21 protein-coding genes, 1 pseudogene and 1 riboswitch are annotated in these 21,684 nt (G+C 40.9%); of the genes and pseudogenes, 5 read left to right on the top strand and 17 right to left on the bottom strand.

Going from position 1 to position 21,684, the window contains the following annotated elements; all coding sequences use genetic code 11:
• Positions 1-154: 154 nt before the first annotated feature.
• The 4 genes from RRU94_RS03315 to RRU94_RS03300 form a co-directional block, all read right to left on the bottom strand.
• On the bottom strand, positions 155-1,555 hold the full coding sequence (locus tag RRU94_RS03315; protein WP_315691804.1) for an N-acetylmuramoyl-L-alanine amidase: 1,401 nt from the start codon (positions 1,553-1,555) through the stop codon (positions 155-157).
• Between the two features lie 712 nt (positions 1,556-2,267).
• Positions 2,268-2,480 (bottom strand): hypothetical protein, encoded by a 213-nt coding sequence (locus RRU94_RS03310; RefSeq protein ID WP_315691803.1) that lies wholly within the window; start codon positions 2,478-2,480, stop codon positions 2,268-2,270.
• A gap of 171 nt (positions 2,481-2,651) precedes the next feature.
• A protein-coding gene (locus tag RRU94_RS03305; RefSeq protein WP_315690933.1) for an IS3 family transposase occupies positions 2,652-4,012 on the bottom strand; the annotation gives its coding sequence in 2 pieces (ribosomal slippage) (positions 2,652-3,556 and positions 3,556-4,012; 1,362 coding nt in all).
• 461 nt (positions 4,013-4,473) lie between these two features.
• Positions 4,474-5,427: a carbon-nitrogen hydrolase family protein gene (locus RRU94_RS03300; protein ID WP_315691802.1), complete on the bottom strand. Its 954-nt coding sequence runs from the start codon at positions 5,425-5,427 to the stop codon at positions 4,474-4,476.
• Between the two features lie 264 nt (positions 5,428-5,691).
• A riboswitch (SAM riboswitch) is annotated at positions 5,692-5,792 on the top strand.
• An 82-nt stretch (positions 5,793-5,874) separates the two neighbouring features.
• Between RRU94_RS03300 and RRU94_RS03295 the strand changes: the two genes are divergently transcribed.
• On the top strand, positions 5,875-7,002 hold the full coding sequence (locus RRU94_RS03295; RefSeq protein WP_315691801.1) for a 5-methyltetrahydropteroyltriglutamate--homocysteine S-methyltransferase: 1,128 nt from the start codon (positions 5,875-5,877) through the stop codon (positions 7,000-7,002).
• Positions 7,003-7,164: 162 nt separating this feature from the next.
• Here the strand turns inward: RRU94_RS03295 and RRU94_RS03290 are convergent, their stop codons facing one another.
• The 8 genes from RRU94_RS03290 to RRU94_RS03255 all read right to left on the bottom strand — a co-directional run bounded on the left by RRU94_RS03290 (position 7,165) and on the right by RRU94_RS03255 (position 13,828).
• Positions 7,165-8,631, bottom strand: coding sequence for a sodium:solute symporter family protein (locus tag RRU94_RS03290; protein WP_315691800.1), 1,467 nt, complete (start codon positions 8,629-8,631; stop codon positions 7,165-7,167).
• The gene (locus tag RRU94_RS03285; RefSeq protein ID WP_315691799.1) at positions 8,628-8,828 is read right to left on the bottom strand and encodes a DUF3311 domain-containing protein; all 201 of its coding nucleotides are present in this window, start codon (positions 8,826-8,828) and stop codon (positions 8,628-8,630) included. Before RRU94_RS03285 ends, RRU94_RS03290 begins: the two co-directional genes overlap by 4 nt.
• A gap of 213 nt (positions 8,829-9,041) precedes the next feature.
• Positions 9,042-9,791, bottom strand: coding sequence for a hypothetical protein (locus RRU94_RS03280; RefSeq protein WP_315691798.1), 750 nt, complete (start codon positions 9,789-9,791; stop codon positions 9,042-9,044).
• Between the two features lie 180 nt (positions 9,792-9,971).
• Entirely contained in the window at positions 9,972-10,163 is a 192-nt protein-coding gene (locus RRU94_RS03275; protein ID WP_315691797.1) for a hypothetical protein, read from the bottom strand.
• Positions 10,164-10,421: 258 nt separating this feature from the next.
• Positions 10,422-11,297, bottom strand: coding sequence for an SDR family oxidoreductase (locus RRU94_RS03270; RefSeq protein WP_315691796.1), 876 nt, complete (start codon positions 11,295-11,297; stop codon positions 10,422-10,424).
• Positions 11,298-11,466: 169 nt separating this feature from the next.
• On the bottom strand, positions 11,467-12,159 hold the full coding sequence (locus RRU94_RS03265) for an FMN-dependent NADH-azoreductase (protein ID WP_315691932.1): 693 nt from the start codon (positions 12,157-12,159) through the stop codon (positions 11,467-11,469).
• Between the two features lie 66 nt (positions 12,160-12,225).
• Positions 12,226-13,290, bottom strand: coding sequence for an LLM class flavin-dependent oxidoreductase (locus tag RRU94_RS03260; protein ID WP_315691795.1), 1,065 nt, complete (start codon positions 13,288-13,290; stop codon positions 12,226-12,228).
• Positions 13,291-13,420: 130 nt separating this feature from the next.
• Positions 13,421-13,828: a DoxX family protein gene (locus RRU94_RS03255; protein ID WP_315691794.1), complete on the bottom strand. Its 408-nt coding sequence runs from the start codon at positions 13,826-13,828 to the stop codon at positions 13,421-13,423.
• A 191-nt stretch (positions 13,829-14,019) separates the two neighbouring features.
• On the opposite strand from RRU94_RS03255, the gene RRU94_RS03250 reads away from it, so the two are divergent.
• Positions 14,020-14,328: a winged helix-turn-helix transcriptional regulator gene (locus tag RRU94_RS03250; protein WP_251274585.1), complete on the top strand. Its 309-nt coding sequence runs from the start codon at positions 14,020-14,022 to the stop codon at positions 14,326-14,328.
• A gap of 135 nt (positions 14,329-14,463) precedes the next feature.
• Here RRU94_RS03250 and RRU94_RS03245 read toward each other — a convergent pair whose 3' ends face one another.
• From RRU94_RS03245 to RRU94_RS03225, 5 genes are all read right to left on the bottom strand, one after another.
• Positions 14,464-15,054 (bottom strand): NAD(P)H-dependent oxidoreductase, encoded by a 591-nt coding sequence (locus tag RRU94_RS03245; RefSeq protein ID WP_315691793.1) that lies wholly within the window; start codon positions 15,052-15,054, stop codon positions 14,464-14,466.
• A gap of 74 nt (positions 15,055-15,128) precedes the next feature.
• On the bottom strand, positions 15,129-15,551 hold the full coding sequence (locus RRU94_RS03240) for a MarR family winged helix-turn-helix transcriptional regulator (RefSeq protein ID WP_315691792.1): 423 nt from the start codon (positions 15,549-15,551) through the stop codon (positions 15,129-15,131).
• Positions 15,552-15,723: 172 nt separating this feature from the next.
• A complete protein-coding gene (locus RRU94_RS03235) occupies positions 15,724-17,124 on the bottom strand; it encodes an NCS1 family transporter (RefSeq protein ID WP_315691791.1) in 1,401 nt (466 codons plus the stop codon).
• 419 nt (positions 17,125-17,543) lie between these two features.
• Positions 17,544-18,299 (bottom strand): GTP cyclohydrolase II, encoded by a 756-nt coding sequence (locus tag RRU94_RS03230; protein WP_315691790.1) that lies wholly within the window; start codon positions 18,297-18,299, stop codon positions 17,544-17,546.
• 323 nt (positions 18,300-18,622) lie between these two features.
• The gene (locus RRU94_RS03225) at positions 18,623-18,925 is read right to left on the bottom strand and encodes a hypothetical protein (protein ID WP_315691789.1); all 303 of its coding nucleotides are present in this window, start codon (positions 18,923-18,925) and stop codon (positions 18,623-18,625) included.
• Positions 18,926-19,851: 926 nt separating this feature from the next.
• On the opposite strand from RRU94_RS03225, the gene RRU94_RS03220 reads away from it, so the two are divergent.
• The 3 genes and pseudogenes from RRU94_RS03220 to RRU94_RS03210 form a co-directional block, all read left to right on the top strand.
• A complete protein-coding gene (locus tag RRU94_RS03220) occupies positions 19,852-20,082 on the top strand; it encodes a hypothetical protein (protein ID WP_315691788.1) in 231 nt (76 codons plus the stop codon).
• A gap of 273 nt (positions 20,083-20,355) precedes the next feature.
• On the top strand, positions 20,356-20,700 hold the full coding sequence (locus RRU94_RS03215; protein ID WP_315691787.1) for a helix-turn-helix domain-containing protein: 345 nt from the start codon (positions 20,356-20,358) through the stop codon (positions 20,698-20,700).
• Positions 20,701-20,752: 52 nt separating this feature from the next.
• Positions 20,753-21,505 (top strand): annotated as a pseudogene (locus RRU94_RS03210) (RNA-guided endonuclease TnpB family protein); the annotation flags it as partial.
• Positions 21,506-21,684 lie beyond the last annotated feature (179 nt).

Here is a 21,684-nt window from a genome sequence, read left to right as displayed (position 1 = left end):
CAATCGGTCAGGCAATTAATCTGACACTCTTGAGTAAAAAACATCTAACAAAGTTTCTGTGTATAAAAGAAGCAAGCTGCTTTTTAAGCCTTGTGATTTCTTATCACTGTTTCCTGCTAATCCAAAAAGGAAGCCAGCTGGCTTCCTTTTTGAATTATTTCGCTTCCTCATATAAAGAATCAACATCGTATCCTTTGGCTTTATAGTAATCGAGGATACCGTAATAAATGGCTTTGGCGGCTGCATTTCTCCAGTACTCTGATTTGAGTTTTTCATTATCGCCTGCCTGGTCAATAAAACCGAGCTCAGCTAATGCAGCTGCCATAGTATTATTTTTCAGTACATATAAGACAGATGTCTTTTTTACACCACGGTCTTTTAATTGCAGTGCTGTCAGCATCCGGACCTGGATTTTTTCAGCAAGCAATTTACTGTCCGCTGTATTGGCTGTGTTAGAAGCACCGTAGTAATATGTTTCCGTTCCATTGGCCGACTTGTTAAAAGCATTTGCATGAACACTTACAAACACATTGCCATTATTGTTTTTAGCAAAAGCAGTACGGTCTCCCAGTTCAATAAACGTATCTGTGCTGCGGGTTAGTTTGACAGTAAAAGGTGTTTTCTTAAATAGCTCGTTTACTTTTAAACTTGTATCAAGCACCACATCTTTTTCCAGAATGCCATATCCGCTCGCTCCCGAGTCAGTTCCGCCATGACCAGGATCTAGAATAATTGTCTGCTTGGAAAGACGTGGATCACTTGTGGCACTTTTCGTTTCGGTATCACGAAGATAAAAAGCATTCACAAAGCCTGTTACCTCTGCAGACTTGATATACACCCAGTCTCCCACTTTATGCGCGGCAGACACTTTTTCATCCTCTGTCAGCTTTCCTTTTGAAGCATAAGCAGTAGAAGGGCCTGACCGGACATTTAAGTCTCCTACATTTGCCCACATCGTTTTTGTAAATTCATCTGTCTTGATTAAGCGGAAATCAGGGTTAATCGCGCGCGCAAGGAAAACCGCAAAATCTCCACGTTTGAGCAGCTGATCCGCGCCAAACGTTCCGTCCTCTACTCCCTGAGCGATCCCTCTCGATGTTAAGGCTTTAGCGGCGCCGGATAAAGTTCCGCCGAACGAGTAGTTAAAAGCTTTTGATACCATAACCGCCATCTCGCCGCGTGTGACTTCTTTGCCAGGCAGAAAGCGCCCGCCATCATAACCGGAGAAAATCTCTTTATCAACGGCAGATTGTATGTACCCGGAAGCAAAACTGCCAGCTCCTACATCAATAAAGTCTGTTGTCCTTTTTGTACCATCCAGCTGCAGGGCACGCCCAATAAAAGCGGCCGCTTCTGCTCTTGTGACCGTTTTATCTGTACCGAACGTAGTCGCAGACGATCCATTGGCAATCTTTCCATCGGCTAAATAATTGACTTCTGCTGCAGCCCGGCTTGGCACATCCACAAATCCTGCCGCCTGCACTAAGCTTTGAATACTGCATAAGGATAATAGAATTGCCAGCACGATCCCTATTATTCCTGCCTGCTTTTTCAACTTATTTCCTCCCATTCGGGTTGATAACCATTTTTTCTATCCACTGGATATTTTTTCATAATGGATATTTGTTTTCTATATTTTTACTGTTATTGTAACAATATTGTTATTTTTGTTATCTTTTAGTCATATTTCGTGTCCTATAAACAAAAAAATCAGCAAACCGTCAAAAAGCTTGCTGATTTTCCCCCTACTTTTTTAATAGATAAATGAATATGTCTCGTCATCTATATTTCATTCCTTATCATCTCCATTTTATGGATACACCTTATTATACTATGACTTGAAGAGGCCCACTTTGGCCTTTCTATTTTTGCGTATAGGCCCCGCTCCTTCTACTTCTATACGCTAAAATGAAATAAATAACTTTTAAGTATATAATTTACTCAGGTTTATTATTTACTGAAGTGAGTTGTTGAAAAAGGGGTTTTATATGCGCAATAGGCTAATCATTTATTCTATTATCCATTTGCTTATAAAAGGAGTTTTGATTATTCCTGCTTCCTCGTTTTCGCTGCCGGCTTCATTTCGGAAAATGATGGAGGGTCCGAATTTTCTCATCCTCAGTTTTTTACTGGGATTGCATGTTGGCTGGAGCAGGATTGGCCTCTTTTCACAAAACGCTCCTAATGGGACTCGCAGTTTCGGCTTTGCCTTTGGTTCACTGGTTTTTCGTGCTTTTTGTTCAGCCGCTTCTCTAGTAAAAAACGGTTTATGTATCGCTTAACGGCACAGTGGGATTAGTTACGAAGAAGAGTGTTCTTGCGATTGTAATCATATAAAATGGGAGGTTAAAAGTAGGAGCAAAACGTTTCGCATTTCCGTATTTATTGGCGGCTTTTTTCTTTTTTATCCCCTTTTTATTGTCGTTGGCGGTCTTTCTGAAATATTTAATTGGCCATGGCTTCGTTTTATGGTAGAACATGATGACGGATTCTCCCTGTTTACCAGCCCGATCCCGTTTTTGCTGATTTATAGTGTCATGTATCTGTTATTTAAATGCGTACATACCCGTTCTCTTCAAAAGTAAGTAAAAGATAAAAAATAAAAGCTGCCTCCGATCTATGATCTGACCCAATAAAGTTAGACAAAAAGTTTAGGCAGCTTCCAAGACCTGAGTCCGGTATTCTATTGGACTTAGGTCATTTAATTTTGCCTTCATTCGTTTGTGATTGTAATAATAAATATACTCTTCTAATTCTCGTTCAAAATGTTCCATACTCTCAAACTCTTGTAAGTAAAGAAGTTCTGATTTTAATAAGCCAAAGAAATTTTCCATGACTGCGTTGTCTAAACAATTTCCCTTACGGGACATGCTTTGACGAATACCATATTCTTTTAATTTTTTTTGGTATTTGGCCATCTGATAATGCCAGCCTTGATCTGAATGAAGGATGACCTTATCTTCAGGCTGTATTCGCTTCACTGCTTCTTCTAACATCTCTTCAACCAGTGAATAAACAGGACGTTTCATCACTTTATACGCAATAATTTCCCCATTACATAAGTCTAGAACAGGAGATAAAAATCGTTTTTCTCCAAACAAGTGAAATTCCGTTACATCGGTTACCCATTTTTCATTCATGTTTTCTGTGCTGAAATCGCGATTCAGTATGTTGGGGGCGATTTTACCTACTTTTCCACGATATGAACGGTATTTTTTCATACGCACTTCACATTTTAAGCCCATCTCATTCATTAAGCGATGAATGGTCTTTGGGTCATGGTGAATGTGCCTTTTCGTTAATTCTTTGTGGATACGGCGGTAACCATAACGACCTTTATGTTCATGATAAACGGCCTCAATGACCTCTTTTACACTCACATATTTATCTTCTCGATTTAATTGTTTTTCCCAGTAATAATATGTACTGCGTGGAATGTCAGCGACTTTAACTAATTCCACGATATCAAATTCATTCTTCAGCTCAAAAATTACTTGCGCTTTGACTTTGTTTGTAATTTTTCCTGTCCTTGAACTAAAGCGTTCAACTTTTTTAAGTAGGCGTTCTCCATGCGTAAACGCTCATTTTCAGCCTGAAGAGCCTCCATTGATCCTTCAACTGGTAATTGTTTTTTAACAGTAGATTTTGTTTCTTTTTTCATGAATGATCGCCCCTTTTTCTTTGGATACAGGGCATCCATTCCTCCAGTCTCAAATAACTTTCGCCAGTTTCGGATCAAGCCTGGTGAAGAAATATTGAAAATGGCAGCTGCGTCATAAGAGGATGTACCCGTGTCTTTCATATACTTGAGTACATTAAGTTTAAACTCCACAGAATAGCTTGTATAGGATTTTAAAAACCCTTCTGCACCGAATTGTTCATAAAGACGAATCCATCCACTTAAGATTGGAGAACTGACTCCGGCTTCTTCAGCAATTGTATAAATACTTTCATTTCTTTTTAAATACCTTAATACAATTTGAATCTTTTCTTCCATTGTAAATTTGGCCATAAAAACACCCCGTAAATGTTAGTTTGGTGTCTAACATTTACGGGGCAGTTCACTTTGTGTTTAGACGGACGCAGCTTTTTTATCTATTGTTTTTGGATTCCCGCCTTCTATCTTCGGTTCTAGAAAATATTTTCCTTCTTTTTGGAAAATTTATCGAATCTTTTAAGCTGGGTTAAACGTATAGAAGGTTGAATTCATCTTTGGAGGAGATACTTTGAGCACTACAACATGGCTTTTCATCGTTATTTTTCTTGTGGCGGGACTACTCATTATTGACGATATCCGTAAAGAAAAGAAATAACCGGATCGAAAACTTGTTCACCCGCCTTGGGCTTTTTTGTTTAACTGCTGTCTGATCCATATACACTTCGCCTGCAGTATGCGTCTGTTTCTTGTCTCGCAGGCTGTTCCAAATCATTTTCATTTTGCAAAAGATACATCGTTTTACATAAGATTTTTTCTTACTTTTTAAAATGTACATTTTCTTTTTTTTCTTCGTTAACGAGAAGTTGAAATACGTCAGGCCGTGAGTAATGGCCCACCACATCAAAATCAAATTGGCTGTAAGCAATATCGTGCAGGTTCAAATCCGCGATCAGTATGTCTTCTTTCCCAAATACCGGCTCTTTTATATAGTCTCCTAAAGGACCCACAATGGCGCTGCCGCCCGGGCACATCTCTTCTGGTGAATGCTCTAATTCCGCGTAGCCAGCCAGGTCTTTCGGATACATTTCTTTGTTTACGTACTGGTTGCAGGATAGCACAAAGCATCTGCCTTCCGCGGCAATGTGGCGAATCGTCGACTGCCAGAGTTCCCGAGAGTCCGCAGTGGGTGCAATGTAAATTTGCACACCTTTTGCATACATCGCAGCTCTCGCCAGCGGCATATAGTTTTCCCAGCAAATCAGCGCTCCTATTTTTCCATATGGTGTATCAAAAACAGGAAGTGTGCTGCCGTCTCCTTCTCCCCAGATTAACCGCTCTGAACCTGTTGGTTTTAACTTGCGATGTTTGCCAAGCAGCGAGCCATCCGGACCAAAAAACAGAACGGAACAGTAAAGAGTTCCCCCGCTGTACTCCGTGTCCCGCTCGATTAAGCCGATCACAAGGTACACTCCCGCTTCCCGTGCTGCTTCCCCCAGCCGTTTTGTTGTTTCACTGGGAACAGGTACGGCGTTTTCCCAGTAGCGAAGCCAGTCTTTTCTTCCTTCCGGTGAACGGCTGCCGACAACCGCGCCAAAGCTCAGCCCTCGCGGATAAGCCGGAATAAAAGCTTCTGGAAACACAACCATATTGGCTCCTTTTTCTCCTGCTTCTTTTGTTAAGGCAATCGCTTTTTCTGTGCTTGCCTCTCTATCCATAATCACAGAAGCCGCTTGGACAACGGCTACTCGTACGTTACGTTGATTTGTCATGAGACTCTGCCTTCTCCCTGTTTAAAGAATAGTTAGTATTTTTCCACATTATTTATAGTAAGATAAAAGAATTGTTTTGTATCCATCCAATTTGACCGTTCATTTCTGGTCCAATTTGTCCTTCTATTGCTTCCTTCATTTAAATAACTGGAAACCTTTTCATTTTTTTCGTTTAAAATCAATTTTTTAAACTTTCATTGACAAGGTGCCCGAACAAGTGTAACTTAGTTTTTAGTTACATAATTAGTTACATATTTTTGAATATTCTTATCTCGAGAGGTGGAGGGACTGGCCCTAGGAAACCTCGGCAGCGGACTATTAAAGTACTGTGCCAATTCCAGTAGCGATTTGCTTGAAGATAAGAAGAGAACCCGTTTTGACGATTACCCTCTTCTTATTTTTAAGAAGAGGGTTTTTTAATTTTGAAAGAAAGAAGGAAATAAAGTTATGACAAACACATTAGTAAAAGCTCCATTTAAAGCGGATCACGTAGGGAGCTTTTTAAGAACAGCACCTCTTAAAGAAGCCAGAACAGCTTATACGAACGGGCAAATCGATAGAGCTGCCTTAAAAGCGATAGAGGATCAAGAAATCGAAAAGCTTGTCCAAAAACAAATCGAGACAGGCCTTAAATCTATCACCGATGGTGAATTTAGACGCGCGTGGTGGCATTTAGACTTTTTATCAGGCCTAGAAGGCGTAGAAGAGTTTGAAACGGAATACATCAGTCAGTTTAAAGGGGCTAAAACAAAAAACAAGGCCATTAAAGTAGTAGGTAAAGTAGCTTTTAATGATCATTATATGCTCGAACACTTCACGTTCTTAAAAGAAGCGGTTGAAAAATATGGCGATGGAAGCCAGGTTGCTAAATTCTCTATCCCAAGCCCTAACATGTTGTTTACTAGAATCCAAGAAGATAAGTATTACAACGGGAACAGCGAGCAGTTTTATCATGATACAGTCGCTGCTTACCAAAAAGCGATTCAAGCTTTTTACGATGCGGGCTGCCGTTATCTGCAGCTGGATGACACTTCATGGATTGATTTTGTTTCCGAAGAGCGCATCAATGCCGTTGTTGAAAAGCTTGGCATGGACGTACAAGATATTATTAATACGAGAGTAAGCTGCTTAAATGATGCTATTGCTAAAAAACCAGAGGATATGCTGATCACGATGCATATTTGCCGTGGAAACTTCAGATCTACGTATATTACAAGCGGCGGCTATGATAATATCTCGGATGCAATTTTTGCGAACCTTCATGTAGACGGGCTTTTCCTTGAGTATGATGATAACCGTTCAGGTGACTTTGAACCATTGAAAAACTTTACGCGTAGTGACCAAACGGTCGTACTGGGGTTAGTTACATCTAAATTCCCTGAATTAGAAAATCCAGAAAACATTAAAGAAAGAATTCAAGAAGCCAGCCAGTTCATTCCTTTAGAAAACTTATCATTAAGCCCTCAATGTGGGTTTGCAAGTACAGAAGAAGGAAACGAATTAACAGAAGAAGAGCAATGGAACAAAATCCGTCACATTGTTCAAATTGCAGAAGATGTCTGGGGAAATAAGTAAAAAGTAAGTGAAAAGAAAAGACCTCTCCTCAGTTGCAGGAGAGGTCTTTTCCCGCTTAATCTTTGATTTTTAGTATCAAAGATTAAGAACTTACTAAAGGGCCGTTCCTTCATTTATGGAACGGCCCTTTCATCGATTTAAAGTATTTTCTTTTTTACTGATTTAATTTGTCTCAGCTGTGTCATATTGCCCTTTTCGAGTAACGAAGCTGACAATCATCATTACTATAACGTTAACTGCCAGAGCAATAATACCAATATTAATATCTTTTAATGACTGCGGTAAAAAGGGAAACAAGGCCGCAATCGTCGTTTGACTAAGGGTAATATAAGCGACTGTCGCAAGTCCAGAGATTATACCAGCTGCTGCTCCATACTTTGTCACAACATTTTTCTTCATTAAACTAAAGTAAAGTGATGGAGCCAGCTGTGTCATTAAGCTGTAACCCATCAAAATAATATTGGATAAAGTCGTTCCGCCATTCAAAGTAAAGTAAACCGCTGTAAGAGAAACTGCAGGAACAAGAAGCTTGGCCAGCTTTCCGATTGTTTCATCCGTTGCCGAAGGTACGAAGACTCTATAGACGTTTTTGGATAATAAAGTGGCCGTACTCATGACAAGCAGTGAACCAGGCACCAGCGCTGTTAATAATCCCGCTCCCCCTATGATCCCAATAACCCACGGGTCAAACGTTTCGATGGAAAGACGCAGTAAAGCAAGATCCACTTCTTCCCCTTCTAATCCCGGCACCTTTAAAATCGCTGCTGTTCCGACAAAAAATACAAACAATAACATCAGTGTATACAATGGGCTGATCATCGCATTCTTGCGAAATACTTTTTCGTTTTTTGCGGTATACGTAGAGCTAAACACTTGCGGCCACATGTAAAAACCTAAGACAAGCAGCAGCACCGTGGAAATAAGCCAGGAAACGCTAAGGCCCTGCTCAGGGAACTTTAGTAATTCAGGTTTCGCTGCATAAACGGCATCGAACATCGGCTGATATCCGCCATAATAATGAAAAGGCAAATAAATGCCAAGGAAGCCTATAATGCCTATCATCATAATGTCTTTAATGATCGCCGTCCAAGCTGATCCATGTACACCCGATACCATAACGTATATAGTAAGGCTTATAGCACCAAGCCAAACAGCTGTATTCATAGAAATCGCTCCGTATGATGCCTGCGAAACGATAATGCCCATTCCTTTCAGCTGAACAACGATTACAGGGATCATTCCGATTACACCAACCAACGCAACCAGAACTCCTAAATATGGACTTTTATACTTACTTACAAAGAAGTCAGACTGTGACATTAACTGATGTTCTTTTGCATATTTCCATATAACAGGCAGCAGCCAGTATGATAAAACATACGACAGGGTGATATACATCAGAACGTACAAAGCGGGTGCCCCTTTGCCGTAAGCCCAGCCGCTGCCACCCAGGAAGGAAAACGTCGTATAAATTTCGCCGGCCATCAAAAGAAAGACGAGCATGGCCCCAAATCCTCTTCCGCCGACTGTCCACTGTTCTAAATTCATCTCTTTTCCTTTAGTAGATCGAATCCCTAAAAAAACGGACAGAAGTAAAAACCCTAAAATAATCAAAAGAGACGTATTCATTTTCTGTCCCCCTCTTTATTTCGAGGATCTAATTTATACATGATGCCTAAAATAAGAGAAGTAAGAAGGGTCCACATCACTACCCAAAACATCACAAACGGCATCGAAAAAACAAAAGGTTCTACCTTGTTCACGAAAGGAAGAAAGCCCAGCATACCTATAAAAGGTATGATCGAAAGAATATACATAACTTTCATTATGACATCACCATCCAGCTATCGGTTAGTAAACATGCGATCAAGGAATTCCTTTCAAGCAGTTTAAAACGCAATTTAAATTACAGTTCAATTATTGCTTTATATAGCTCAATAATCTAGGTTTTTTTGTTTTTTTATTCATTTGTTAATCGTTTATTCATATGTATAGGTTTTCTCGCTGACGGAAAAACTCTATTTTTGATGTACAGCCTCTTAAAAACGATAACTCTGTTGATCCCATACACCATTGTTTACAGAGCCGCCTGTCAGCTTTTTTATCTCTCCTTCATCGCTGCATTTAATCATATATTTTTGCTCTTCATACAAATGGATAGAAGGCATAACATTAAATATAGAAACGTGACTAGGCATCCCGTTTTCATAGCTGTACTCCTCACTATATAGCTCTGCATGCTGTAATAGGAATAAACTTCGTTCATAGCGGGTAACCTTCCCACTGTCATATATACATTTGGAAACCACTTCAAGATTGCTTGTATGATGGAAGCAGACGGAATAGACAGCATCTTCTTCGTAAAGAAGAAATTCCTCATTAAATTGGCCCGTTGAGGCGGTAAATTCGGTTGTCTTTCTTACCCTGAGCAGCCTGCCCTCTCGATCAAAACCATACTCATATGTAAATTTACCAGGCTGAGGTTTTCTTTTATAAAGCCTGCCCCGCTTTGCATTGCCAACAACTAAATCATATACCAGGTTCGGACAATAGTACCCCCGATGAATGCTTTCTCCTCCTTTTGCATATTCAAACCGGATGATATCTTTTACTGCGGTATCTTGCAGGCAGGAGTGTTTATCTTTAAATTTGTTTTTAACATGCTGCAGCTCGTCTATCGTTTTCTTAAATGAATCCATTTTCTCTGTATCTATTTCCACATTCATGCTGTTTCTTTCCTCGATAATCAGCTGATTAAAGTCGCTCAGCAATTTTTCAAAAGGATCCATTTGCTGCTCCTTCTTCCTTTAAACTAGCCATTCTATTTGCACAGAATACTCATATTCATGTTGAAATTCACTTAAACATTCTTATTAGTACTAACATTACGACTAATATTAATATTAATATTAACACCTATATTAAGAGAAAGATCCGCCGCGCAGAAAAGCAATATAAGATGGACCTGTTTAGCCTATCCAACCAAATAAGATAAGCAGGATGCCTAAATAAAATAAAGCTGTAAAGCCTACAAATGGTTCCATCAGATGCTCTAACAGCGCCAGCCATTTTTCTTTTGTTGAGTTCGCTTGTCTTACATCCATAAAAAGGAAAATCAATGAAATTGAACTGCACACAACGCCTAAAATAATATATATCATTCCCGCTCTTATCCCTTTCTGATAGTGTAACTTGGATGTAAAAGCTATTCTCCAGTCAGGAACGAGGAGAGCATGGACTCTGTATCGAAAAATAGCTTCCTATCTTTAAAATACTCTTTCTATTAAAAATGAAGAAAACTTTTATACTATCTTCATATGTTTATGGTATAACGGTAACCTGGGTGCTAACCGGATAGAAGCTACCGCTCTAAAAGAAACGGCCTCTCCAGTGTGCAGAGAAGCCGTTGTCGATAAACATTATTGGTTTGTTTGAGAAATTTCCATGATGATTTGCGGCAGTGCTTCGCTGACTGGCGTCGATGGACGGCCGAGCAGCTTGTCAAAATCGTCGCTATCGGCTTCCAATGCACCTTCGCGAATCCCCCGCTGGATTTCCACAAGAAATGGCAGAAAATCGTCTGGTACACCTGCTTCTTTCATGATATCTGCATAAGCGGTATCATCGACTTGCTGAACTGGTATTTCTTTACCAAGTATGGTGCCAATATCGGATACCAGCTCTTCCTGGGTCATAGGCTTACCGGAAAGTTCATAAATGGTATTGGCGTGTCCTTCCCCAGTCAGTACAGCAGCGGCTGCCTCCGCATAGTCCTGCTGCGGCGCCCAGCCTACTTTGCCGGAGCCTGCTGAAGTGACCCAGGGAGCACCCGCGACTGCTCCTTGAATACTTGGAATTTCGTTTTCCAAGTACCAGTTGTTTCGCAAGAAAGAATACGGAATGCCCGTTTTTAAGATCGCTTCTTCTGCAGCGCGGTGCGGCGGTGCTAAAAACAGGGTGCTTTCACTTGCGTTCGTTAAGCTCGTATACGCAATAAATCCAACCTGTGCGTCTTGAGCTGCTTTTACTGCGTTTGTATGCTGGCGGATTCTTGTTTCATTATCGCCATCCGCAGAGATAATGAGCAGCCGGTCGATTCCTTGAAAAGCAGAAGTTAATGTTTCAGGAGAATCAAAGTCCCCCTGCCGGACTTCTACTCCTTGATTCTTCAATGCTTCTGCTTTTTCCGGATTGCGGACACTTACAGCCAATTGGCTGGCTGGAACAGTTTTCAATAATGTTTCTACGACCTTCGTTCCTAATTTCCCTGTTGCACCTGTCACTAATATTTTCACGGCTTATTCCTCCAAATCTGTTTTAATTTTATCTTTCTTGCTATATTTCCCCGGTAAGATACTAAATAATCAAGCTGTCCGGTTTAATATAATTTGTGAGGATTGAACCAAGATCTTTTTAAGAGACATGAAGGAATAATTCATTCACGTTTACGCTCGTCTCCTGTCACTAAAATTTCGCCGCTGCTTTTGCGGTTTTTTCCAGGCCCTCTGCAATGATCGTCTGTGAACGGTCCGTATACTGGTTATGCCCCTCTATGATGATTGTTTCAGGGTTGGTAATTCCCCAGAATGCAAGCAGATTGGTTACATAGTTAACGGCCATTTCCATGGAAGCCATTTGTTCAGAAGAGTAATCAGAGCCGCGCGCGTTTAAGATAACCACTTTTTTACCGCCAGCTAATCCGACTGGACCCTGTTCGGTATATTTAAATGTTTTCCCCGCCTGGGAAAGGTACGAAATATAGGTTACGAGCGGAGCTGGAATTGTAAAGTTCCATAACGGAAAAGCAAATACGACTTTTTCGGCCGCTAGAAACTGGTTTAAATATTGTTCTACTAAATCCGCCGCTTTTGCTTCTTCCGGTGTCAGTTCTAAGCCCTGGCTGCGCTTGTATCCAGCTGTAATCGCCGTGTTTCCGAAGTACGGAAGATTGAGATCGAAAAGATCGAGTTCGGCTATATCGGCGTTTGGATTCGCTTCTTTAAACGTCGTTAAAAAGGTTTCATACATTTGTGAGCTGACAGCTTGTTCTGCTGGACGATCGTTTGCTTTGACAAATAACACTTTCGCCGTGTTTGGCACTGCTGCTGTATTCGTATCTTGTTCTTTACTTCCAAATAATTTATCTAAAAATCCCATTCCTATCACCTTTACTTTCTTTAAAATATGATTCAACCGAATCCTGCAGTCGAGATCCGGATTTATTTATTTGCTTGTTTCTTTTTTAACAATTGGCATTACCTGCGTAGCTAACAGCTCGATTCCTTCAGCCACCTTTTGGAACGGCAAGCCGCCTATATCAATCTGTGCCAGAAAACGCTGATGTCCAAAAAGCTCATGCTGACGAAGAATTTTCTCCACGATTTGCTGCGGGCTTCCTACAAACAGAGCAGTATCCGGGGCTGTCATTTGCTCGAAATCTTCTCTCGATACGCTGCCTCCCATACCCCGCTGACGGTTCACATAAGACCAATAATTTGCATAGTAAGGGTAGAACTCTTCTTTGGCTTGCTGTGTCGTCTTTGAGATATAGCCGTGGCCGGTTACACCAATTTTAAGCTTTTCCGGAGCATGGCCTGCTTTAGCACCCGCTTTGCGGTATACATCCGCCAACGGCTTAAACCGTTCCGGGTCACCACCAAGGATGGCCATAGCCATGCCAACTCCGAACCTGCCAGCCCGCTCTGCACTTTCGAGTGTGCCTCCAACACCTACCCATATAGGCAGCTCCTTCTGCAAAGGACGAGGAGCAATTTCCGCATTTGTTAAAGCTGGACGAAAGCGTCCCTGCCAGGAAACTCTTTCTTGTTCGTTAAGCTTTAAAAACAGCTCCATATGTTCAGAAAACAGCGCATCATTGTCATCGATTCGAAAGCCGAAAAGCGGAAACGATTCGATGAAAGCGCCCCGTCCGGCGATCATTTCTGCCCGTCCGTCAGAAACCAAATCCAATGTAGCAAAGTCCTCGAACAAACGAACAGGATCCACTGTACTCAATACCGTTGTGGCACTTGTTAATTTGATGCGTTTTGTGGTTTGCGCAATTGCTGCTAGAACAACGGGAATAGAAGAAGTTGCATAGTCTAACCGATGATGCTCGCCAACTCCAAACAGATCAAGGCCTGCTTCATCCGCAAGCTTGGCGGCTTCGATGATTTCTTTTATTCTTTGATGCGCACAAATGGTTTGGCCTGTATAAGGATCCGAGCATAAATCACCAAGCGTATAGAGGCCAATTTCTATCCCGGTATTTTTCAATTTTTCCTGCATAACCGCGCTTCCCTCCAATTAAAACCGTTACGATACAAAAAATCGTAATCAAGATCTGATTCTTCATTTAATGAGTAATCAAATTCGATTGCTTAAAAGGTTCTGTAGTTCTTTTCTTCAACTTTCTTTATTACGCTTCTTTAGAGCGAAAAAGAACGTGATCCAAAGCGAATAAAGATGTTTTAGCCAGCGAAAGATAAATCGCGATTACGATGAGTGCTAAATCAAGCTCGTAGCCAGCCATTTGTCCGTTTCCAAGAAACCCAGCAGCCAATTTTACTTTCACAGTGGCCACAGCCAGAATGACCGCAAATAAAATCGCCACTACCCGGGTCCCTAATCCCAGTACCATCGCTAGTCCGCCCACTAATTCAATGATGGCTACAACGTATGCAGTGAATGGAGGAAGACCGAGGCTTTCAAAAAATCCAGCCGTGTTCTCAATGCCTCCTTGAAATTTTGCTAATCCATGTACAAAAAACGTGATTCCCAAAAATACTCTTAAAATGAATCTCCCTATTTCATTGCTTCTTTCCATGTTTTTATACCCCTTCCAAAGTGATGTTGTCCCTAATCAAAACCACTGCAGTTTTAAATACGTTTAATTATTAACTTACTTTATGTAAGTAATTATATTTATGTAATGTAATTCCGTCAAGTAAGTATTTAATAAAAAATAATTTAATTATTTTTTAATCCGGTTATAATATAAATAAGGAGTGATAAAAAATGGATAAGTCAATTTGTCCACGATTTGAAAAAGCCATGGGATTACTGAGCCAGAGATGGACAGGCATGATCATTTACCAATTGCTGTCCGGTCCACAGCGTTTTTGCAGCATTGAATCTTCTATCGGAGTCAGTGGCAGAGTGCTTTCGGAAAGATTAAAGGATTTGGAAAGCGAAGGAATTGTAAAACGAGATGTTTATCCGGAAACCCCTGTTCGAATCGAATATTCACTGACTGAAAAAGGATTAGGATTAGAACCTTTGATGAGAGATATTGAGAAGTGGTCACAGACCTGGCTGGAAGCATAAAGATTTCGCACAATATGGTTGCTTTTAAAAAGCAATAACTTAAATAGCCACCGTTTTTATACACCTTCCAAGACTGCTGGCAACAAAAAAGCTGATCCCCTGCCGGAATCAGCTTTTTCTTTTTAAACCGAATGCTTAATCTTGTGGGAAAAGAGCCGTAACCTGCTCTTCCACTTCTTTTAACATGCCTTCATACATATCCGCGCTTAAATAACCGATACTTCCAAAGAACAAATGCCCTGCTGGTTCAATGCCCGTGAATTCAAAAATCCCTGTATCGGATGTAACCTTCATTCCTGCCGTCATACCTATTTCATCATACACCTCACTCGGCGTGCCATGTGTATTAATGATAAAGCCTTTTTTACCTGTCAGCATTTTAACAATTCCCTGCTCACCAGCCGCATACGCAAAGCCGTAAGAAAATACGCGGTCTACATAGCCTTTCAAGATTGCCGGAAGACCCGTCCACCAAATCGGATAAATAAAAGTAATGGCATCCGCTTCTGCGATAAATTCCTGTTCTATTTTAATATCCTGCGGTGTCCGCCCCGCTTTCATAGCTTCTGTATCTTCTGGTTTCAGTACCGGCTGAAAATCCAAAGCATACAAATCACGTACAGCTACTTCATGGCCGTTTTTCTTTAATGCTTCCACAGTCGTTTCGAGTATAGCGTGATTTAAGCTTTCTTTATGAGGGTGGGCATAAACGATAAGATGTTTCATATGGATAACCTCCGATAGTATAATTTTTTATTCTTTCCACATACATAGATATCTATGCATTTCATTAAAAAAATTTAAAACCTGTTCAAGATGGTTTCCAGCAGCCGTTCCAGCTGCTTTTTCTCTTCCTCCTGCAAACCGCCATACAGTTGTTCATTTAACCGCGCTGAAATGTCGCGGAAGGCCGGTTCTAACTGCCTGCCTTTTTCCGTCAGGCAAATGAGCGTGATCCGCTGGTCCTCCTCACTTTTTTTTCTTTCCACATAGCCTAAAGACTCTAATTTTTTCACCAGTACGGTAACAGTCGGCTGTGTGCGGTGGATTTTTTCAGCCAGTTCTTTTACCGAAAGCTGATTTTCTTGATATAAAAATGACAGAATACCGCCATGCGAAGGAACAATTCCTTCAATGCCGTGCTGCCCGAGTTCTGAGACAATCATTTTATCGACGGCCTCTTTAATTTTTCCAATCATGGAAGCTGCATGATATTTCAACATAGCCACATTATACATAGACATCTATGTAATGACAAGAAATAAATGAGTGCATTCATGCAAATTTTGTCTGCCGCCTTTATTTCTTTTCCTCCCTATACAAAAACACCCTTTAAGGCGGAAGCTGCTGCTCATTCGCCTTAAAGAGTGTTTTTCAATTTATAATTCCAGTTTTCTATTTCTTTTCAAAAATGGTTCCTTTTTTAAATCTCGAATCTTTAAATGCGAATTTCATCAGTAGCAGGTATGAAAGCCCGCCGACAATCACGCCGATAATCCAGCCCAAGTCTACCTGCATAAAAGCTGCGCCAGCCCCGATCAGCATGGCCAGGATGGCACACGGATTGAACCCGGCAAACTGTCCGTTTTCTTCATACAAATGAGATACATCCACTTTCTGTTTCCGCAAAATATAGTACTCTACCAGTAAAATCGAAGCAATCGGCCCCAAGAAAGCAGAGTAAATCAAAATGAATGTATTTAAGCCTTGTGCAGATGAATCTTGCACTAAAATCCATGGGCAGGAGCAAAAAGCAAGCAGCCCGGTAATGACGACCGCTGGCTTGTACTTTAACTTTGTCAGCGATGTAATCACATACGTTGGCGGAATAATATTGGCAACCATGTTGACGGCAACTGCGCCGATTACGATAAATGCCGATACTGCAACGGTAATATACGGGTTATCCACCACAACCGCAAAAGCTTTAACCGGATTGGAGATACCGGTAGCAGCCGCGAGCATCGCACCAATCGTCAGGACAAATCCATAAGCAACCACAATTGGCGAGAAGTATAAAAAGCCGCGTTTTGCATCACTAATTCCTGTTTTCAGCTCCCGTGAATAATCGGCTGCACTCAAGAAAATAGCCGCATAGTTTCCGAGGAACACCATAATAAACGCAAAGAACGGCAAGCCCCATGAGCCTTCAGCATGAACCCATTTTTGAGCAATGACATCACTATGGGACGCCATCAAAACACCAAATACATAAACAAGTCCCAGCATAATCACAACAGATGCCAAAATCTCCATCCACTTAATCGCATGAAAACCAAACATCGACAGGACAATTTGCAGGAGCTGGATAACTACAAAACAAATGGCTACATTATCAAAAGAGCCGCCCGATACAATTTTAGCAATTTCATTTAAAGCCGTCCCGCCCGTCCAGCTTTGAAATCCATACCAGACAATCGCCGGTATACCGCGAAGCAAGGAAGAAATCACAGAACCTTTAACCCCAAACGACATTCTCAGCTGCACCACATACGGAATTCCCGTTCGATATCCGAGTCGGTCATTCAAAGCGAAAAAGATTGAAATAATCCCAATCGCAATCGCTGCGGCCAAAAAAGTCTGTAAAAGGTTCAGCGTTGCCACTCCTGCTACAACCAAACTCGCCCCAAGTGTCATATTCCCCAAGTTTACGCCGTCACCAATCCACATGAACATATAAGAAAAAGGCCCAACCGTTCGACTTTCTTTTGTTTTCGGTTTTAACGATTCATCGATCCCTGTTGAATAAGGAATTGATATCTCTTCTGTTGTCTGCCTGACTGTATTTGTTGACATGGTGCCTTCAACTCCATTTCTTTATCTGCATCATCCCTTCATTTAACTGTCTAGATAAAAGAATATTCAGTCAAATAAGGGTATAAATTGCTTCTATTTCAACATAGTAAAACTGTTGCTTATTTCTGATTTTCCTTCTCTTTTTATTGTTGAGAGGATAAAAGAAATCAATAGTATACGGAAGATAACTTCTCATTTAATGTCACTAAACATAACATAAGTAAAGTTTATAAAACTCTGAATTAAAAGTCATTGGGAGATCTGTACATTTTCTTACACTTTTTTAGATGCTTTGAATAAAACTAAAGGCAAACTGAATAAATAGAAGTACGAATAAGGGATAATTTGTCGTATAAATGAGGGGTGGATTCATTGGAAGCATAAAAAAAAGAAGCGGCTATTCAAACAGCCGCTTCCTTTTAATCGTTCGGGCAGGTCCCGTCTTCCTGCAGGTGTCCTGAACGTTTGATTTTTGTTTGCAGGTAGTTCTCGTTAAACTCTGAAATATCGCCCCAAAGCGGTTTACGGCTTGATACCTTTAAGCCGGCATTTTTAAGAGCTTCCAGCTTTTTCGGATTGTTGGTCATCAAGGTAACCGGTTTAGAGCGCAGTGTTTTAAGCACCATAATCGCATCATCGTAATTTCTGGCATCATCGACAAAACCGAGGCTTTCATTGGCATCCACTGTATCATAGCCATTTTCCTGAAGAATATAAGCCATCGCTTTACTGAATAAGCCGATGCCTCGTCCTTCATGATTAGCTAGATAAAATAAAGCCCCTGTACCATGTTTGGCAATCATATCCATGGATTGTTTTAATTGATAGCCGCAGTCACAGCGTTTACTGCCAAAGATGTCTCCTGTGTGGCAGATCGAATGCATGCGAATAATCGCTTCTTCATTGTCCGAAAAGTCGCCGTACACGAGGACGCTGGATTGCTGCAGCTCCGCTAAATTCACAGAAGACAGCTTTTCAATAATCTTCCCATAATCTTCTGTTACTTCCTCATAATTCAGCCAGCAGTACCATTGAAACACGACGGTTTCCCCGTATAAATTAACAGGCAGTTTAATGGGTCCGACTAAATAAATTGCTCCTTCCGTTGTTGGAATGAGCTGAATTTTATCTTTTAATACAGAAAGTACCTTTTGATCCAATACTGTTTGTTCCATGAGTTTCTTCCTTCTTTCTCATTTGCATTTCACTGCTGTTTATTATAAACCACAGGAAAACTGGAATGTAAAATAACTTGCTTATACAGCTAAAGCATTATGACTCAACACTTTATAAATAGTTATCTTTTTTCTGCTTTGTCGTTTCCTTTATTCTCCCCCCATACTTTAAAGAAATATGCGAGGGCCATTTACATTTAGGTCAGCCGCTCCAAAAAGTGCTCTCTCACATGGACTCTTTTTCTATTACTATTATATAACTTCGCCCTCCCCCAAGTTACAAATCGTTCTTTTCAAATGAGAACAAAGAAAAAAGCAGCCTGTTAAACGGCTGCTTCTTTTACTTCGTATTTTAAAGGTACAATAACATCTTTCTTATTAGGAGGCTCTTCACCCTGCCTGTAATACGGATCTAACGCCGCAGATTCTCCAGTCACAAATAGTTTCTCCTGTTCTCCAGACAAAGCGGCTGTATCCGGGTTAATCCCTAACATTTCTAAAATATTTTCTGTATCTTCTTCTTTTAAATAAATTTCCTCAAATACATGTTTTGGGTCGCGTATATCTACAAAGTCTACGACTTCAAACCCCTTTGCCACTAAATCTTTTACTAAATCTTTCTCCATCGAACCATCTCCTTTCCTTAACATACATTCGCTAACAGGAGACCATTTCCTGCAAGATGATATTGTTCGGACGAGATAAACCGCAGGAAAACAAAAACAGGAAATGAACTTAAATATCATTTGCAATACCCATATTAGCAAGTTTTGAATGTCTTTTTTCAAAGAGTGACAGCTGCCACACAAAAAATTGTTTAGCAACATGATTATTTTTGACCTGGATCAAATGGATTGTTGGATACATAACAATCGAATAAAAGAATCATAAAAGCCCCGCTTTTTTAGTCAGTGGGCTTTGAACGAAACAGCGCCGCCTTGCGCATATATCACGCTTTGATCTGCTCCCTGGTGGAGGCTGTCCATCGATAGGCGTGAAATAAAGCAAGAAGAAATATTTCGACACTTATCGACAAATATCGAGTGCATCTCCATTTATAACGTGATATAATGTACCTAGATATAGATCACTTAACGTTCGCTCCGATATTTTATCAGCGGGCGTTATTTTTTTGCTCTTTTTTATATCCGTCCCGGACAGGATGTGAGATCCAGCCGATTTCTTATGATCGTTTGAGCTGCATTCAAAGAAGCGTCTCCGGGATCAAAACAGTTCTTTTAGAAAGCCTAGGTTCGTGGATGAAAGTAAACGCGACCTTCGATTGGACACAGGAGAAGGGCCTAATTTCCCCACCAGCCATAGCGCTCATGACTACAATGAATTTCGTTTACTTTAAAGGTACAAAGCCTTTCATGACTTAGATCTTTTTTAACCTCTTCGGCAACATCACGAATTCTGAGCCTAAAACATTTAAAAGCATGGTTTAAATATGGGGCGCTAGCCACGACTTTAGTGGGGACTTCTGTTTTTTTCATGATCATACTGGGTATGCTTCCTATATAATGAGTACTTAACCAAAGGAGAATTTACAATGGGAGCTATGTTGAAAAAATACTTACTTCTTAGCGGAATGGCTGTTATGCTGATTAGTGGACTAGCCGGATGTGGAAATCGCAGCGGAGAAGAAACCAGTACGAACGACGAACAGGAAGATTATCCTCAAGAGAACCACAGTAATGTAGATGAAGAAAACGATCAAAATAAAGATATCAACAATGACGAGGATGGCGAAGTCGAAACAGATTCCGATGAAAAGAACTAAGGCATGAAAAAAGCCAAAGATAAACGGCTTAACTTTAAAGCCCACCCTTTTACCATGTGAAAAGAAGTCTCGGTGCAATAAACCGGGACTTTTTTTACGTATCCGGGGTTCGTCTTGTACGGCTTCTTTATCATCTTCGACGAGAACACCCCCACTTCAAGCTTGCTAAGTGGGGGATGAATCGTTGCTCTTTCAGTCATTCTTTTTTCTTGAACGCTCTATTACTAAAATGGTATAATTAGGTATAGAACAAACGTTCAGGGGATGAGGAAAATGATAAAAACCAAAAAAGATGAAAAAAAGAACCTTCATTTTAAAGCCTTTCGGTTTAAAATCCATCCAAGTGACGAGCAAAAACAACTGATTAACCAAACGATCGGCTGCTGCCGGTTTGTCTACAATTATATATTAAATGAAAACATCAAGAGTTTCGAAAAAACAAAAAAACGGTATACAGAAACAGCCGCTAAAAAGCTCCTCCCTAGGCTAAAAGAAACGTTCAAATGGTTGTCTGGTTCTGACAGTATTGCTCTTCAGGCAAGCATCGAATATCAGTACGAAGGATTCAAAAAATATAAGGAACAGCCGAAAAAAGAATTAAAAAAAACGAGCTGCTAAAAAATGGGCAGAAGGCTATACGCCAACGGCGTATGACTTTAAGGGCCATCCGACATTTAAAAGCAAGAAAAACCCGGTCCAAAGCTACACAACCAAAATGACAAATAACAATATTAAAATCGTGGACAATCGCATTCAGCTGCCGAAAATCGGCTGGATTCGTTTTTCCAAGTCCCGAAACATTGAAGGTGACATTAAGCGTGTCACCGTGCGCCGAAGCAGCACCGGCCGGTATTCAATTTCGGTTATCTGTGAAATGCCCTATTCCCCCTATAAGCCAAGCACTGACGATGCCGTTGGCATCGATGTCGGGCTGAAAGAATTTGCTGTACTCTCAAACGGCCAATTCATCGCCAATCCGAAATACTACCAAAAATACGAAAAACGGTTAGCGTTTCTTCAGCGTGCGTTTGCACGTAAAAAAGAAGGTTCGAAATCGTGGAAAAAAAATAAAGCCCAGATTGCTAAACTGCACGAAAAAATCAAACACACAAGAGAAGATTTTCTTCACAAGCTGACGACCAGGCTCGTTCATGAAAACCAAGTGATCGCGGTGGAAAATTTGTCAGTGAAGAATCTCGTCCAAAATAAAAAGCGAAGCAAAGGGATCCACGATGCGTCATGGTCGAGGTTCAACGAAATGCTCGCCTACAAAGCGAAGTGGTACGGACGGACGATTATAAAAGTCGATCCGTTCTTCCCATCAAGCCAGCTCTGTTCCGGGTGTGGCTACCAGCATAAGGATGTAAAAAATCTCGTTGTCCGGGTGTGGGAGTGTCCGTCCTGCGTCACGATCGGGACCTGAATGCGAGCCTGAATATTAAAAAAGAAGCCCTTCGGCTTCTTTCACTTCAGTCTAGTTAAGCTTGGTCATAAAACCGTTGGAATACGGGGTTAGCCTGATTACTGGGGGTCGAAGATCCTCTTGCCCAGGAATCCCCCACTTCAACCGTCAGGTAAGTGGGCGGTAGTTCAAGTTGTTTG

This window comes from Domibacillus sp. DTU_2020_1001157_1_SI_ALB_TIR_016 (assembly GCF_032341995.1).
Taxonomy (GTDB): domain Bacteria; phylum Bacillota; class Bacilli; order Bacillales; family Domibacillaceae; genus Domibacillus; species Domibacillus indicus_A.
Note: the sequence above shows the minus strand (reverse complement) of the source record. Positions and strands in the feature narration are given on the sequence as shown.